14 protein-coding genes are annotated in these 13,577 nt (G+C 64.6%); 1 reads left to right on the forward strand and 13 read right to left on the reverse strand.

Annotation, left to right across the window (positions count from 1 at the left end):
• Positions 1 to 49: 49 nt before the first annotated feature.
• The 5 genes from ACE3UG_RS02085 to ACE3UG_RS02105 form a co-directional block, all read right to left on the reverse strand.
• Positions 50 to 829 carry an IclR family transcriptional regulator gene (locus ACE3UG_RS02085; protein WP_374618948.1) on the reverse strand — a complete coding sequence of 260 codons (780 nt, stop codon included), beginning with the start codon at positions 827 to 829 and terminating at the stop codon, positions 50 to 52.
• Positions 829 to 1,704 (reverse strand): N-formylglutamate amidohydrolase, encoded by an 876-nt coding sequence (locus tag ACE3UG_RS02090; protein ID WP_374618951.1) that lies wholly within the window; start codon positions 1,702 to 1,704, stop codon positions 829 to 831. The genes ACE3UG_RS02085 and ACE3UG_RS02090 overlap by 1 nt, the downstream gene beginning before the upstream one ends.
• A gap of 424 nt (positions 1,705 to 2,128) precedes the next feature.
• Positions 2,129 to 3,139: a lipoyl synthase gene (lipA, locus tag ACE3UG_RS02095; protein WP_374618954.1), complete on the reverse strand. Its 1,011-nt coding sequence runs from the start codon at positions 3,137 to 3,139 to the stop codon at positions 2,129 to 2,131.
• Positions 3,140 to 3,163: 24 nt separating this feature from the next.
• Positions 3,164 to 3,874, reverse strand: a complete 711-nt coding sequence (gene lipB / locus ACE3UG_RS02100) for a lipoyl(octanoyl) transferase LipB (RefSeq protein ID WP_374618956.1) — start codon at positions 3,872 to 3,874, stop codon at positions 3,164 to 3,166.
• A 318-nt stretch (positions 3,875 to 4,192) separates the two neighbouring features.
• Positions 4,193 to 4,525, reverse strand: coding sequence for a DUF2917 domain-containing protein (locus tag ACE3UG_RS02105; RefSeq protein WP_374618959.1), 333 nt, complete (start codon positions 4,523 to 4,525; stop codon positions 4,193 to 4,195).
• Between the two features lie 100 nt (positions 4,526 to 4,625).
• On the opposite strand from ACE3UG_RS02105, the gene ACE3UG_RS02110 reads away from it, so the two are divergent.
• Complete coding sequence (locus ACE3UG_RS02110) at positions 4,626 to 5,666, forward strand: transcriptional regulator GcvA (RefSeq protein WP_374618962.1); 1,041 nt, start codon at positions 4,626 to 4,628, stop codon at positions 5,664 to 5,666.
• Between the two features lie 47 nt (positions 5,667 to 5,713).
• Here the strand turns inward: ACE3UG_RS02110 and ACE3UG_RS02115 are convergent, their stop codons facing one another.
• The 8 genes from ACE3UG_RS02115 to ACE3UG_RS02150 form a co-directional block, all read right to left on the reverse strand.
• Positions 5,714 to 5,986, reverse strand: coding sequence for a DUF493 family protein (locus ACE3UG_RS02115; protein WP_374618964.1), 273 nt, complete (start codon positions 5,984 to 5,986; stop codon positions 5,714 to 5,716).
• Positions 5,983 to 6,831, reverse strand: a complete 849-nt coding sequence (locus ACE3UG_RS02120; protein ID WP_374618967.1) for a D-amino acid aminotransferase — start codon at positions 6,829 to 6,831, stop codon at positions 5,983 to 5,985. The genes ACE3UG_RS02115 and ACE3UG_RS02120 overlap by 4 nt, the downstream gene beginning before the upstream one ends.
• Positions 6,832 to 7,009: 178 nt before the next feature.
• Positions 7,010 to 8,197, reverse strand: a complete 1,188-nt coding sequence (locus ACE3UG_RS02125) for a D-alanyl-D-alanine carboxypeptidase family protein (RefSeq protein WP_374618970.1) — start codon at positions 8,195 to 8,197, stop codon at positions 7,010 to 7,012.
• 252 nt (positions 8,198 to 8,449) lie between these two features.
• Complete coding sequence (locus ACE3UG_RS02130) at positions 8,450 to 9,079, reverse strand: alpha/beta hydrolase (protein ID WP_374618973.1); 630 nt, start codon at positions 9,077 to 9,079, stop codon at positions 8,450 to 8,452.
• A 74-nt stretch (positions 9,080 to 9,153) separates the two neighbouring features.
• Positions 9,154 to 9,483, reverse strand: a complete 330-nt coding sequence (locus ACE3UG_RS02135; RefSeq protein WP_150611231.1) for a ferredoxin — start codon at positions 9,481 to 9,483, stop codon at positions 9,154 to 9,156.
• 163 nt (positions 9,484 to 9,646) lie between these two features.
• The gene (locus ACE3UG_RS02140) at positions 9,647 to 11,188 is read right to left on the reverse strand and encodes an MFS transporter (protein WP_374618976.1); all 1,542 of its coding nucleotides are present in this window, start codon (positions 11,186 to 11,188) and stop codon (positions 9,647 to 9,649) included.
• 198 nt (positions 11,189 to 11,386) lie between these two features.
• Positions 11,387 to 12,559, reverse strand: coding sequence for a VanZ family protein (locus ACE3UG_RS02145; RefSeq protein WP_374618979.1), 1,173 nt, complete (start codon positions 12,557 to 12,559; stop codon positions 11,387 to 11,389).
• Positions 12,560 to 12,572: 13 nt separating this feature from the next.
• On the reverse strand, positions 12,573 to 13,556 hold the full coding sequence (locus ACE3UG_RS02150; RefSeq protein WP_374618982.1) for an ABC-type transport auxiliary lipoprotein family protein: 984 nt from the start codon (positions 13,554 to 13,556) through the stop codon (positions 12,573 to 12,575).
• Positions 13,557 to 13,577 lie beyond the last annotated feature (21 nt).

Consider the following 13,577-nt stretch of genomic DNA (forward strand, 5'->3'; position numbering starts at 1 on the left):
AGGGGCATCGAAGAGAGGCAGGTGCAGCGGCGAACGAGGTGGCGCGGCGTCAGGCCGACAAGGCTTCCGGTAGAGGCGTCTGATAGCCCAGCGCCGTGGAGATCTCGGCAGCGCAGGCCGACAGGCGCGATGAGATGTCGGGCAGCAACGCGCGAGTCATGCGCGACGACGGGCCGGACGCCGACAGCGACGCGATCACTTCCCCGGACGCATCGCGCACGGGCACCGCGATCGACACGGCTTCGGGCGCGAGCTCGCCGAAGCTCACGGCGCAATCCTGACGACGCACGTTGAGCAGTTCGGCGGCAAGGGCTTCGCGCTCGATGAGCGTGCCCGCCGTAAAGCGCTTGCGCGGACGACCCAGCACCTGCGCCCGAACGTCGTCGGACGCGAATGCGAGCAGCACACGGCCCGACGCCCCGACATACAGCGGTCGACGGTTGCCGACCACGCCGTGCACGCGCAACTCATGCGTCGACTCGACACGCGCCACACACAATGACTCTAGGCCGTCGCGAACGCGAAGCTGGATATTCTCGTTGAGCGCGCGATTGAGCGCCTGAAGATGGCGATGGGCGACCTTCACGAGGTTGACCTGCTCGTGCCCCGCCACGCCGAGCACCAGCGCCTGCGCGCCGAGCACGTAGGTCACCGGGCTGCCTTCGCGAACCACCCAGCGGTGCTGTTCGAGCGTTGCCAACAGACGAAACGCTCGCGACTTGTTCAGCCCCGCGCGCTGCGCCAACTCCGTCACACCCAGGCCTGGGCATTCTCCGACCAGCGACAGCAGCGTAAGCGCCGTATCGACCGAAGCGACTGTGTAGTCCATCAAACTTCCTCGCTATGTTGTTCGGCATAAGCGGCAAGCGCCGCCGCGAATTGGCCAAGTTTCGATTGCAGCGCAGAGAACCCGTCGTGCTTCTCGCCGCGCGATTCATTCAGGTAAAGCGCCCGGTTCAACTCGATCTGAACACTGTGGCGCCGTTCGGCAGGCCGCCCGAAGTGGCGTACCAGATCGCCGCCGCGGTAGGGCGTGTTGTGGGCCACGCGGTAACCGAGCCGCGTGAACTCGGCGATCACCCAGCGCGAGAACGCCGGGTCGGCCGTCGTGCCGTCGCCATCGCTGATGAGGACGTCCGCGCGCGACATGCCCGCATCGGGATCGAGCGCGCCGCCGAGCGAGCACATCGAGTGGCAGTCCAGATGCCACACAACGCCGTGCCGGTGCCAGGCGGCGTCCAGCGCGTCGCGCAACGCCTGCCGGTAAGGGCGGTAGTAATCGTGAATGCGCCGCTCGACTTCGGCCACCGACAGGCGCCGGTCGTAGAGCGGCACGTTCGGCGCGGCAAACCGATGCAGCAGCCCGACACCGCGCTCGCTATACGCTTGCGGACGCGCGTCATGCGGCCACAGGCTTGCAAGCATTTCAGGATCGATGTCGTGCTCCGCGCGGTTCGGATCGATGTATGCACGCGGGAAAAGCGCTGCGACGAGCGTCGCACCGTGATGGGTGGCCAGAGACCACAGCTCGTCGACATAGGCGTCGCCGCACGCCAGGATCGCGGACGTCGGTGCGATGGTGTCAAAGTCGGGCGGAAAAACGTGACCGCTGTGTGGCGCGTCGATCACCAGAGGCAAACGCCTCCCCGCCGCCCCTTGTGGCGCCTCCACAAAATATCGGCCCTCGATGACCTGACGGGACATATCGTCTCCTGGCATGCTTCCGGAACTTCCGTGCGTCAGTACTGATGGCAGACGCATCGTTTTGTCAAGCAAAACAAGGTTCGGATATTCTGAAACAACGAGGGGGCGTCGGCAAGGTGAGGCTTGTTACAGCATATTTCTCGACGAAGCGATGTCCGCCGGGCGGCTGGACCGGTCAATTCAACGGCGTTCACCGCAGATAGCGACGCGTTTCGAACGACTTGGCCGGTATGCACCGACGTGCGCGCGTCATATGGCGTGTTCCGCCGGACACTGCCTGTGATGTGTCGTAATCGACGGGCTGCCGTCTGCCCCATTCTCGGGGCCGCGCCACAGAGCACGAGCGTTGCGCACCCAAATAAAAACGCGGGCCGTCTCTCGACGGCCCGCGCGCTATGTCTGACGGCGACGTGACGCTTTCGAGTCAAATGGCGTCGGCCACCCCGGCTTCGTGCGCCTGCACGTCGGCGTGATAGCTCGAGCGCACCATCGCGCCCACGGCCGCGTGCGTAAAGCCCATCTTCCTGGCTTCTTCCTCGAACATGACGAACGTGTCCGGCGTCACGTAGCGGCGCACCGGCAGGTGGTGCGCCGACGGCTGGAGATACTGTCCGATCGTGAGCATGTCGACGTTATGGGCGCGAAGATCGCGCATGACTTCCAGAATTTCTTCGTCGGTCTCGCCCAGGCCGACCATCAGACCCGACTTCGTGGACACATCCGGATGCTTCGCCTTGAACTCCTTGAGGAGATTGAGCGAGTGCTGATAGTCCGATCCCGGGCGCGCTTCCTTGTACAGGCGCGGCACCGTCTCGAGGTTGTGGTTCATCACATCGGGCGGCGCGGCATTGAGGATACCCAGCGCGCGATCGAGACGCGCGCGGAAGTCCGGCGTCAGGATCTCGATGCGGGTTTGCGGCGAGAGTTCGCGCACGTGACGGATACAGTCGACGAAGTGCTGGGCACCGCCGTCGCGCAAATCGTCGCGGTCCACGCTCGTGATGACCACGTACTTCAGGCGCAGCGCGGCAATGGTCTTCGCGAGATTGAGCGGCTCATCGGCATCGAGCGGGTCCGGACGGCCGTGGCCGACGTCGCAGAACGGGCAACGGCGCGTGCACTTGTCGCCCATGATCATGAACGTCGCCGTGCCCTTGCCGAAGCACTCGCCGATGTTCGGGCAACTCGCCTCTTCACAGACCGTGTGCAGGTTGTGCTCGCGCAGAATCTGCTTGATCTCGTAGAAACGGGAGGTGTGAGTGGCGGCCTTCACGCGAATCCAGTCCGGCTTCTTCAGTCGCTCGATCGGCACGATCTTGATCGGAATGCGCGCCGTCTTGGCTTGCGACTTTTGCTTGGCGGTGGCGTCATAGTCGCCGTCGATCGTGTGAACTTCCTTGTTCACGGTGTCGTTCTGAGTCACGGTGGTGGTCATGATGGGGGCTTTCCAGACGTCCAATCAGGCGGCGGCGTTTGCGCTGCCGGCCGGGTCGGCCTGCGGCGCGGCTTCGGCCGACGCGGTGTGCTGTTCGAGGTGACGACCGAGTTGCTGCGCCAGTCGCGCGGCCACTTCGTCCCAGCGGGGGGCCACGCCGAGCGTGGCCATATCTACGGTTTGCAAGCCGGCATAGCCACACGGATTGATCCAGTCGAACGGTCGCAGATCCATCGCGACGTTCAGCGACACGCCGTGATAACTGCATCCGTTGCGGATCTTCAACCCGAGCGCGGCGATCTTCGCACCCGCATGCGCTGCGGTGCCGTCGCCCGCGCTCACATAGATGCCCGGTGCGCCCGCCCGGCGCTCAACGCTGAGATTATACGCGCCAAGGGTGTCGATCACCGCCTGCTCGATCAAGCGCACCATTTCGCGCACGCCGAGCTTGCGCCGGCGCAGATCCACGAGCAGATAGATCACGACCTGTCCCGGGCCGTGATAGGTAATCTGGCCGCCGCGATCGACCTTGACGAGGGGAATACCGGAATTGGCCACCAGCAAGTGGGCTGGGTCGCCCGCCAGCCCGAGCGTGTAGACCGGCGGATGCTGGACGATCCAGAGCTGGTCGGGGCCGTGCGGGCCGCGCGTGTCGGTGTAGGCACGCATGGCGTCGAACGATGTGGCGTAATCTTCGGTGCCGCGCCAGCACACTTCGATCGGGGGGGAGGTCATGGACGCAATTTTAGCGAAACCGCCGCAGTCTTGCTCGCCGCCGCGCGCTGCGGCGCCCTCAGGCGCTGTTGCCCAGCAGCAACGGTCATGCGCGAGCGCGTCTGGCCGCGATTGACCGGCCCTCGCGTCCGCTCACTCGGTCGGCTCACTCGGTCGGCTCACTTGATCCGCCCACCGGGGGGCGGCCCGCGCCGGTCGGTTCGGTTCGCTTGCCGATCGACGCGCCAAGGCCGCAGGCGTCAGCGCCCGAATCGAACAACGCGCACCCCGGCGTTGAGCGCCAGCGCACACGTCATGTCGGGCCCGCTCTGGATAGGCTCAGGCCGCAGCCGTGCAGCCGTTGGCTTCACGAGACGCCCGGCGTCCGGCGAGCCACTTGCGCAGCGCGCGGGCCAGCGGAGAGCGGTGCGTCACTTCGCGCTGCAGTTCGGCTTCCGCCTCGTCGTCGGACGACACCCAGTACCGGCGTCCGGGTTCGATGGCCAGGCGCTGACCGGGCATGAGCCAGTAATCGCGCAGATCGCCTGCGCGTGTGACCCAGACGGCCGCCCCGCGAGCCACCAGCGTATGCTCGTGGTGCAAGTCGAGGGTGACCACTTCCCCCGGACGGATGCCATAGAAGTATTGCACCTTTGTTAAATTGTTTTGCATTTTACGACCCCCACTCAGTGCGAGACAATGATTGCATCATAGGGACTGGCGGGCGTCAGACCAAACGACATATTTTCACGGCCTTGCGAATAAATCTCACATGGATCTTCGGAGACTTCCCAACCTGAGCGCCTTGCGCGCGTTCGAGGCGGCTGCCCGCCTGGAGAGCTTCTCGCGCGCGGCGGAGGAGTTGTTCGTCACGCACGGCGCCATCAGCCATCAAATCCGTGCGCTCGAGCAGGAACTGGGCACGACGCTCTTTGCGCGCAATGGCAAACGCATCAGCATTACACCGGCGGGACGCCAGTACGCCACGTCGATCCGCGGCGCGCTCGGCGACATTGCCCAGGCGACGCGCAAACTGCAGGCGGGCACGCGCAGCGAGCGGCGGCTGGTACTGACCACCATGCCATCGTTTGCAGGCCGGTGGCTTACCCCCCGCATCGGGCGCTTCATCGACCGGCATCCGGAGCTGGAAGTGGAGTTGCGGTGCAGCGCTCAACTGACCGATTTCGAGCGCGACGACGTGGACATCGCGCTTCGCATGGGCAAGGGGAATTGGCCGGGGCTGCATATCGAGAAAGTTCTGGACGACGTGTTTTTCCCGGCCTGCAGCCCGTCTTACAACCATGGCCATCTGCCGCAGACGGCCGAGGAATTCGGCCGCAGCACCTTGCTGCGCTCGGAGCGCGAGCCGTGGGCACCGTGGTTCGCGGCGGCGGGCTTCGATCTCCCCGAGCCGACGCAGGGCATGATGTACGAGGATTCCGGCATGCTCTCACAGGCAGCCATCGTCGGTCAGGGTGTGGCGCTCGTGCGGCGCTCGCTGGCCATAGGCGACATCATGGCCGGGCGCCTCGTCCGGCTCTCGGACGTCGATACGCCATGCGAGTGGGATTACTACTTCGTGTGTCCGCCCGCCGTGCTGGCGACACAACGCGTTCAGGCGTTCAGAACATGGTTTCTGGAGGAATTGACGGCATTCGAATCGGTGAAGCACATGCAGCGCCGCCCGGCACAGCCGAGCCCCGCCGCGTTGGCGGCAGGCATGGCCGACACGGCCGGCGAGATGTCGCCGCCGACACCACCGGGGCGCGACGCCTCTGCACCGCCCGACGACGGCGCAGCGACGCACGCGTGATACGCACATGCGGCCATCGCGTGCGCCGCACGTGCCGCGTGCGTCGGTTACAGCACGACTTTGACCATGGGGTGTCCGGTCAGCGCGCGATAGATGTCGTCGAGGTGCGCTTTCGAGTGCGCGCGCACCGTGACGGTCAGGCCGAGGTACTTGCCCGTGCTGGACGGGCGCATTTCCACGGTCGCCGCGTCGAATTGCGCATCGAACTCGCGCAGCAGCGCCACGATGGCGTCGGCGAAACCGTCCTGCGTCGCCCCCATCACCTTGATGGGAAAATCGCACGGAAACTCGAGCAGGCTTTCCTTCTTTTCCGTCGTCATAGTGCCTCCTTGGCGCGCTGGTAGGCCGCGTACAGCGCGTGAAAGACGGGGCCTGGCCGGCCATCGCCCACCGGCTCGCCGTCGAGCGTGACCACCGCCAGCACTTCCTTCGTGGCCGACGTGATAAGCAGTTCGTCGGCATCGCGAACCTCTGCCTCGCTGACCGGGCGTTCATGGAACGCGATGCCGCATTCGCGCGCGAGGGCTTCGAGCACGCCGTAGCGAATGCCTTCCAGAATGCGATTATCGCGCGGCGGTGCCAACATTTCACCGCCCTTGACCACCCAGACGTTGCTCGACGACGCCTCGGTCAGATTGCCGTCGCGGAACTGGATCGTTTCCTGAACGTCGTGATCTGCCGCGTATTGCGCCATCAGCACGTTACCCAGCAGCGACGTCGACTTGATATGGCAGTTCAGCCAGCGCCGATCCTCGTGCGTGACCGCACCTACGCCGTGCTCCACCTTCTCGCGGCTCGGCAGCGTGAGCGGTGTTGCGATGCCGAACACCGTTGGCACGATGTCCTTAGGGAAGCTGTGCTGACGTGGCGCCACGCCGCGCGTGACCTGTACGTAGACGCTGTGCGGATCGGCCGCGCACGTGGCGGACAAGCGTGCAAAGAGCGCTTCCCACTCGGCGCGCGAGTATGGGTTGGCGATGCGGATCTCGGCGAGGCTGCGCTCGAGCCGGTCCAGATGTTGCGCAAGCCGAAACGGCTTGCCGTGATAAACCGGCACGACTTCGTAAATGCCGTCGCCGAAGAGGAAGCCGCGATCGAGTACGGAGATTTTCGCATCGCTGAGCGGAACCAGTTCGCCATTGAGCCAGACGGTGGGGTTGTCCATGTTTGCAAGGGGCGCGCCAGACGCGCGACGAAAGGAAAAAACGCGCCCACGGGGCGCGCCTTTGCGTTGCGGCAGGCCCGCACTGCGAGCCTGCCGGACCGACGCCGGACAACGCATAGTGCAATGCTACGCGTTTTTGCCGGCGAACGTCCCGGAACCGGGACGCCGCAGCCGGTCGTTACTTCTTCACGAACATGAGACGCAGGGCGTCCCATGCACGGCCGACGAAGCTGGCCTGAGCCACGTCGCCGAGCGCCACGACCGGGAATTCGGCCAGTTGCTTGCCGTCGGCCATGACCTTGACGGTCCCGACCTGCGTGCCGTTGGCGATCGGCGCGATCAGCGGCTCGCGCAATTCGAGCTGCGGCTTGATCTTGTCGGCCACGCCCTTCGGCACGGTGATGAAGGTGTCCTTCTTCACGCCGATCTTCAACTCGCTTTCCTTGCCCTTCCATACTTTCGGCGTGGCGACGACCTGATTCGCACCGTAGACCCGCAGCGTGTCGAAGTTCTGATAGCCGTAGTTCAGCGCCGAGAGGCTGTCCTGCACGCGCGCGCGCTCGGTCGGCTCGCCCACGACGACCGACAGCACGCGGCGGTTCACGCCCGGCGTATTCGGCATCGGGCGCGACGCCGTCGACACGAGGCAGTAGCCCGCCTCGTTCGTGTGCCCGGTCTTCAGGCCGTCGACCGTCGGATCGAGATACAGCAGACGATTACGGTTCGGCTGACGGATGTTGTTGTACGTGAAGCTCTTCTCCGAGTAGATCTTGTAGTACTCGGGGAAGTCCTGAATCAGGTGCGTCGACAGCGCGGCGATATCGGCCACGGTCGTGTAGTGCTGCGGGTCGGTCAGACCGTCGACGTTCATGTAATGGGTGTGCTTCAGGCCCATGCGCTGCGCCGCGCGATTCATCAATTCGACGAAGCCCTGCTGCGAGCCGCCGACGAGTTCGGCCAGCGCGATGGAGGCATCGTTACCCGACTGAATGATCATGCCGTAGACGAGGTCGTGCACCGTGATCGGCTTGCCGGCTTCGATGAACGTGCGCGATTCGTCGCGACCCACCTTGCGAACCGAATCGCTTGGAATGACGGTCTGATCCATCGAGATGCGCTTGTCGCGAAGGGCTTCGAAGACCAGGTACGAGGTCATGATCTTCGTGAGCGAGGCCGGCTCGATGCGTGCGTCCGCGTCACCGGCGGCCAGCACCTGACCACTGGTGATATCGACGATCGTCCACGCCTTGGCCGACATCGGCGGCGGCGGAATCTGTTGAGCACGAGCGGGAAGCGTGGCAAGCGAGCCGCAAGCGACGAGCGCCGCAGCGGCGGCGGCACGGGACAGCGAAGCGTTGAATTTCATGGGCGATGTGGAAAACGATGTGAGACTCAGGGGCATCTGCGCTTGAAGGAACGCCGTGCAGCCGACACGTTCAGAGCGCACGGCACGGCGAAAGAAGACAGCGGCACCGCAGCGCCGGTGCCATGCCTGTCCGGAACATAGACCCGGCACGGCATGACAAGGTTCAGGGGCGAATTATACCCGTCGCGATTTCACGTCCCCAGCGCAGCGGGCCTGAGCGGACGAAATCGGCCGAATTTCACCCCGGGTGTATCAATGACGCCACGCGTCGACCACGATCTGTTTCAGCAGGGGCAACAGGCCATGGAAAAAGTGCTCGCCGCCCGGAATGACCACCACGGGCAACGTCTGGGGACGCGCCCAGTCCAGCACCGATTGCAGCGGCACCGTATCGTCCTGTTCACCGTGAATGACGAGCGTGTCGGCGGGCACGGTCGCCACGTCCCAGTTACTCGCTGCCGTGCCCACGAACACCAGGCGCTGCGCGGGCGTGCCCGCGGCTTCGAGTGTCTTCGCGACATGAGAGAGCACGAACGTGCCAAAAGAGAAGCCGGCGAGTGCGAGCGGCAGCGTCTCCCAGCCCGGTTGCTGGCGCATCCAATCGATCACGGCAAGCAGGTCGTCTCGCTCGCCGATCCCTTTGTCGTGCTCGCCGGCCGACTTGCCGACACCTCGAAAATTCGGGCGTACCACGGCATAGCCAAGCTGGACGAACGCACGGGCGAGTGTCTGCGCCACCTTGTTGTCGAGCGATCCGCCGAACAGCGGGTGCGGATGCGCCACGAGCGTGATGCCGCGCGGCGCGCCGGCCGGACGGTCGATGGCGATTTCGATGGCGCCGACCGGGCCGTCGATAGTGAAGCGTTCAGTCTGAGCGTTCATGGGCGATGTTTGGGCTGGAGTGCAGCGATGCCATTGCGCTGCGCAGCGCAATGGCATCGCGTCTGCCGCCGGGATCAGTCGATCAGCAGACGCTCGACGATTTCGCCTTGCGCCAGGTGCTTTTCAACGATCTCGTCGATATCGGTTTCGTCGATATACGTGTACCAGGTCCCTTCGGGATAGATCACCACGACAGGTCCTTGCTCACAGCGATCGAGGCAGCCCGCCTTGTTCACCCGAACCTTGCCGGGACCGGCCAGACCGAGTTGCTTGACTTTCGCTTTGGCGTACTCCTGCATCGCCTGTGCGTTGCAGTTGGCGCAGGAAGGACGGTCGGCGCCGGGTTCGCGCTGATTCAGGCAGAAAAACACGTGATGCTGATAGTACTGCGGCTGGGTGGCCATGGCGGGGCTTGGGGAGTGGCAACGTATAGCGGGCCATTCTAACCGACCTGCCCAGCCCGTGCGGCCCCGGGCACCGCGCGGGTACCGCACACCGCCTGGCGCAGCATGAGGAAGCGCGAAATCCAGGACGCCCGGCCCCGCATTGCAGCACCCGGCACCCGGCTCAGCGCAGACGTCGCTGCGCCGCCATGAAGATTGCACAAAACGCGGCAAGGCATGCGAAACCGAAGAATACGTTCACGCACGCGAGTACAAGCGCCTGTTGTGACGCCAGCCCCCCCACCCACGCCTGGGCCATGTGCGCCGCGGTCGTTGGGTCGACACTCGCGCCGAACGCTTGCTGCGCTTGCGAGACGGCTGCGTTATACGCCGGGTTGAGCGGCGTCATCGACGGCGTGAGCTGATGCATGAAAACGGCTTGGCGGTCCTGCATCAACACGGACATGACCGACACCGACATCGAGCTCACCAACTGACGCACGATGTTCTTTGTCTGATAGCCGTGTTGGAAGACATACTCGTCCATGCCGCGAAACGTCATTTCGGCAATCGGAATCATGGCGAACACACCGCCAAGGCCACAGAGCACCATGGGCAGGATCAGCCACCGGCTCGATACGCCCGGATAACTTTGCGAGAGGAGAAAGGCAAAGCCGAAGAGGCAGAGATAGCCGAGCAACACGAACGGTTTGAGCTGTACGAACTTCGGGCGGGCCAAGGTATAGATCGCGGCCACGACAAGACTGGTTCCCGACGCCACCGCCTGCAAGTACCCCGTTTGCTCCACGCTCCAGTTCAGCCCTTTCTGCATGTAGATCGGGAACAGATACGAGGTCGAATACGAAAAGAAGTAATACATGGCATAGCCGCCCAACCCGAGCACATAGACCGGGTTGCGCACCAGCGTACGAAAGTCGATCAGCGGCTTGCGGTGCGAGTACTGATGCCACATGTAGCCGATCGCGCAGACGGCCACCACCAGGCACAGCTCGAGCAGGTGCTGCGGATGCGAGAAGAAGTCGAAGCGCGAGCGCTGCATCATCACTTCGACGAACAGCACGCCGGCGGCGAAGAACACGATGCCGCGCATTTCGAACTCGCCCTCGTCGTGCAGGTGTTCGCGAAAATCGGGGATGACGAGCCACGTCGCAAGTGCGCCAGTGAGCGCGATCGGCACCACGGCGAAGAACACCGACGACCAGAGGAAGTGATCGACCAGATAGCTCGCGAGCAACGGCGCGAAGATCTGCCCGCCAAAAAAACCATAAGTGAAGAAGAGCAACGCCTGCAAACGCCGCTCGGGCGCAAAGCAGAGGTTGATGAGAATCCGGCTGGCCGTAAACAGCGACCCTGCGCCCAACCCGAGCACGAAACGCGCGACGGCGAGCTGCGCCGGTGTATGCGCCATGCCGCACAGCCACGCACCGAACGCCATGAGCGTGAGCGCGCACGCGAGAAACGTGCGATACCCCAGGCGTGCCGCCAGCCAGCGCTGCTTCAGAATGACGAGTATCCCCGCCACCGCGTAGAGCGTGGAGACAAAAGCATACTCTTCGGGGGCGGCGCCCACGCCACCTGCGATATGGGACGATGCGAACACGAACATGCCGTTCTCCAGCATTTCGATGCCCGTGGCAGCGGCGATCACCGCCATCAGCACGCGCCGCCGAGTCTCGTGCGAACCCCCCCATCCCCATGAACGCATCACCGCCTCGTCAATGAAAACCGCCCGGGATCTGCCTGAAGATGCCGGGCGGTCATGGCACACCGAGTATCGGCGTGCCTTACACGAGAGTCTAGGCGTTGCGCGCGCCCTCACCAATGGGATGCGGGCCAATACGTTGTTTCAGATATCGCAACAATCCGTCGCGTCGTGAAGCGCTTCAATGGCGCGTGGCGCGACTCAGCGCTGCTTGCCGGCATTGCGGGCCGGGCCGCGATGGCTCGGATCGAACATCGCGAGAAGGTAGATCAATACGAGATACGGCCAGGTCCATGCGAGCCAGCGCGCCAGCACGTTGAAGTGGACGTAGCGTCCTTGCCGCCACGACTGGAGCGCCGCTTCGTAATAGGGGTTCGCCGGCAGCAAATTGACGAGGACCAGCAATATCACGAGCGCTGCCAGCGCGAGGGCCCCGCGCAGGGCCCTCGGGCCGCGTCCGGCGATGAGCAGAACCAGCGCGCCGATCACCACCCCATAAATGGCCCCGGCCGTCACCCAGTCGAACGCCTGCGCGGGCGAGAACTGCCACGCGGACGTGATGGACTTGATCGCGAACGCGCAAACGAACATCGCGCAAAGCAACGGCACACGCGGTGCAGTGCGACGCATGGCGAGCGTCGCGAGCAAACCCGCCAGAACGGTGCCACTCGCGCTCACCACGGTCTCCCACAACGCATGGCTGGCGACGGCATCGAGGTCGGAGAGATAGTCCTGCAACTGCCCGAGTCGCGGCACCCAGTCGAGTACCCGTCCGGTGACATCGGGGTCCTGCCAGAGCCAGATCTGTCGCACCAGATCGCCGTCGCCGAAAAGAAACTGTTGGGGGTAGGCCTGCGCCCATGGCCATAGTGCGAGCAACACGATCAGCACACTCGCGTGACGTTCGAACCATGCGAAACGCAAATGCCGCAACCACCCGCGATCGAGCAGCGGACTGGTGAGCGGCACCGCGATGGCACCGCCGATGAGTGCACCGAGCGCGTTTGTGGCGAGATCGACATTCGACGCCACGCGCGTCGGCAAATACGTCTGCAACGCTTCCATGCCGCCGGAGAGCAACACCCCGAGCACGAACGCCGCGAGGACGGCCCGCGTGCCGCGCCAGGCGGGATGCAGCGCCAGCACGGCGAGCACGCCCAGAGGCAGGTACCCGAGCACGTTGGTGACGACGTCGAACAATGTCATCCAGCGCGGTAGCGGTGCGAAAAGATAGTCGAACGGCCCCACCGCCGCACGCTCGAATTCGAACGGATACAGGCTCGCGTAGGCCATCAGCAAAATCAGGCAAAGCAGCGCCTGACGCGTCAGCGGGGACGCGCGTCGTTGCCACGGTTTGACATCGTGCTCGGGCATTGGCGAGGCAGTCCTAGCGCGCCGACGCGCCCGATGCAGGCGAGGCGCCAGGCAACGCTCGCGACTGCGCCGACGCACGCGTCGTGTCCGACGGCGCGGGCACGCGCCCGGCCAGCCATTGGACCAATTGCTTCTGCACTGCGGCGGTGGCCGCAGCAAGCGCGCGCGTGCCGCCTGCGGCGTCGGCGGTCTCGGCCGGAGCCTGCGCACGCAAGGTCGTCTGCGCGAGCAGCTTTGTTCCATCGAACAGCGTGGCGCGTATCTGCACCACGCCACGGCTCATCGAAGTGCTGTCGAAGTACTGAGCAAACTCCTCGAGCTCCACACGCAACGCTGGCGCGGCCGTCGGATCGCCAGCCGATAACACCGGCCGGTCGACCGACAATGCCGCTCGCAGACGATCTTCGAAGAGCCTCGCGGGCGATGCGAGCCAGCGGCTGTTTGCATACACACGGGCCTGATCGCCGTCGCGGGCAGGCAGGCGGTAATAGATCGTGTCCGAGTCGAGCCAGCTCGGTGCATTGACCACCACCTTGAGCGGCGACAGGCGCAAAGCACCTGCGGCGGCGACGTCCGATGTGGTCACTGCGGCGTTGCTTCCCCTGATGGCCGGAGCGGCCGAAGCGACCGGCGCAACCAAATTCGCAGGCGTCGGCGGCGGGCCAAGATCGAAGCGTGTCAGCGACGCGGACGACATCGGCGCAGCACATCCCGCCACCAGCACGGCGACGCCGGCGCAGAGCCCCCACGTCGTCAACGCACGCACGCGGTCGACGACACGGCGAAGTGCACCGATGGACCGCTTCTCCCGGCCGGTCCGGTTAGCCTTGATCGTCGTGATCGTCGTGATCGCCTTGATCGCCTGCGTCGTCTCGATCGCCTGGTTCACTTCGTTTGCCTCGCTCGGCGGGTTCACGTTGTTCGTCGAGTTCGCCTCGTTGGCGTCGTGGGGGCCGTGGGGTCCGTGTGGGCCGTGCGCGTTGATCGGTTCGATCATCTCGATATCCCTTTGCATAAC

The sequence above is a fragment of the Pandoraea sp. genome, from assembly GCF_041919235.1.
Lineage (GTDB): Bacteria > Pseudomonadota > Gammaproteobacteria > Burkholderiales > Burkholderiaceae > Pandoraea.

Coding starts and splice junctions, on each gene's coding strand:
- ACE3UG_RS02085 (WP_374618948.1), bottom strand. CDS start 829: ATGGACTACACAGTCGCTTCGGTCGATACGGCGCTTACGCTGCTGTCG.
- ACE3UG_RS02090 (WP_374618951.1), bottom strand. CDS start 1,704: ATGTCCCGTCAGGTCATCGAGGGCCGATATTTTGTGGAGGCGCCACAA.
- lipA (WP_374618954.1), bottom strand. CDS start 3,139: ATGACCACCACCGTGACTCAGAACGACACCGTGAACAAGGAAGTTCAC.
- lipB (WP_374618956.1), bottom strand. CDS start 3,874: ATGACCTCCCCCCCGATCGAAGTGTGCTGGCGCGGCACCGAAGATTAC.
- ACE3UG_RS02105 (WP_374618959.1), bottom strand. CDS start 4,525: ATGCAAAACAATTTAACAAAGGTGCAATACTTCTATGGCATCCGTCCG.
- ACE3UG_RS02110 (WP_374618962.1), top strand. CDS start 4,626: ATGGATCTTCGGAGACTTCCCAACCTGAGCGCCTTGCGCGCGTTCGAG.
- ACE3UG_RS02115 (WP_374618964.1), bottom strand. CDS start 5,986: ATGACGACGGAAAAGAAGGAAAGCCTGCTCGAGTTTCCGTGCGATTTT.
- ACE3UG_RS02120 (WP_374618967.1), bottom strand. CDS start 6,831: ATGGACAACCCCACCGTCTGGCTCAATGGCGAACTGGTTCCGCTCAGC.
- ACE3UG_RS02125 (WP_374618970.1), bottom strand. CDS start 8,197: ATGAAATTCAACGCTTCGCTGTCCCGTGCCGCCGCCGCTGCGGCGCTC.
- ACE3UG_RS02130 (WP_374618973.1), bottom strand. CDS start 9,079: ATGAACGCTCAGACTGAACGCTTCACTATCGACGGCCCGGTCGGCGCC.
- ACE3UG_RS02135 (WP_150611231.1), bottom strand. CDS start 9,483: ATGGCCACCCAGCCGCAGTACTATCAGCATCACGTGTTTTTCTGCCTG.
- ACE3UG_RS02140 (WP_374618976.1), bottom strand. CDS start 11,188: ATGCGTTCATGGGGATGGGGGGGTTCGCACGAGACTCGGCGGCGCGTG.
- ACE3UG_RS02145 (WP_374618979.1), bottom strand. CDS start 12,559: ATGCCCGAGCACGATGTCAAACCGTGGCAACGACGCGCGTCCCCGCTG.
- ACE3UG_RS02150 (WP_374618982.1), bottom strand. CDS start 13,556: ATGATCGAACCGATCAACGCGCACGGCCCACACGGACCCCACGGCCCC.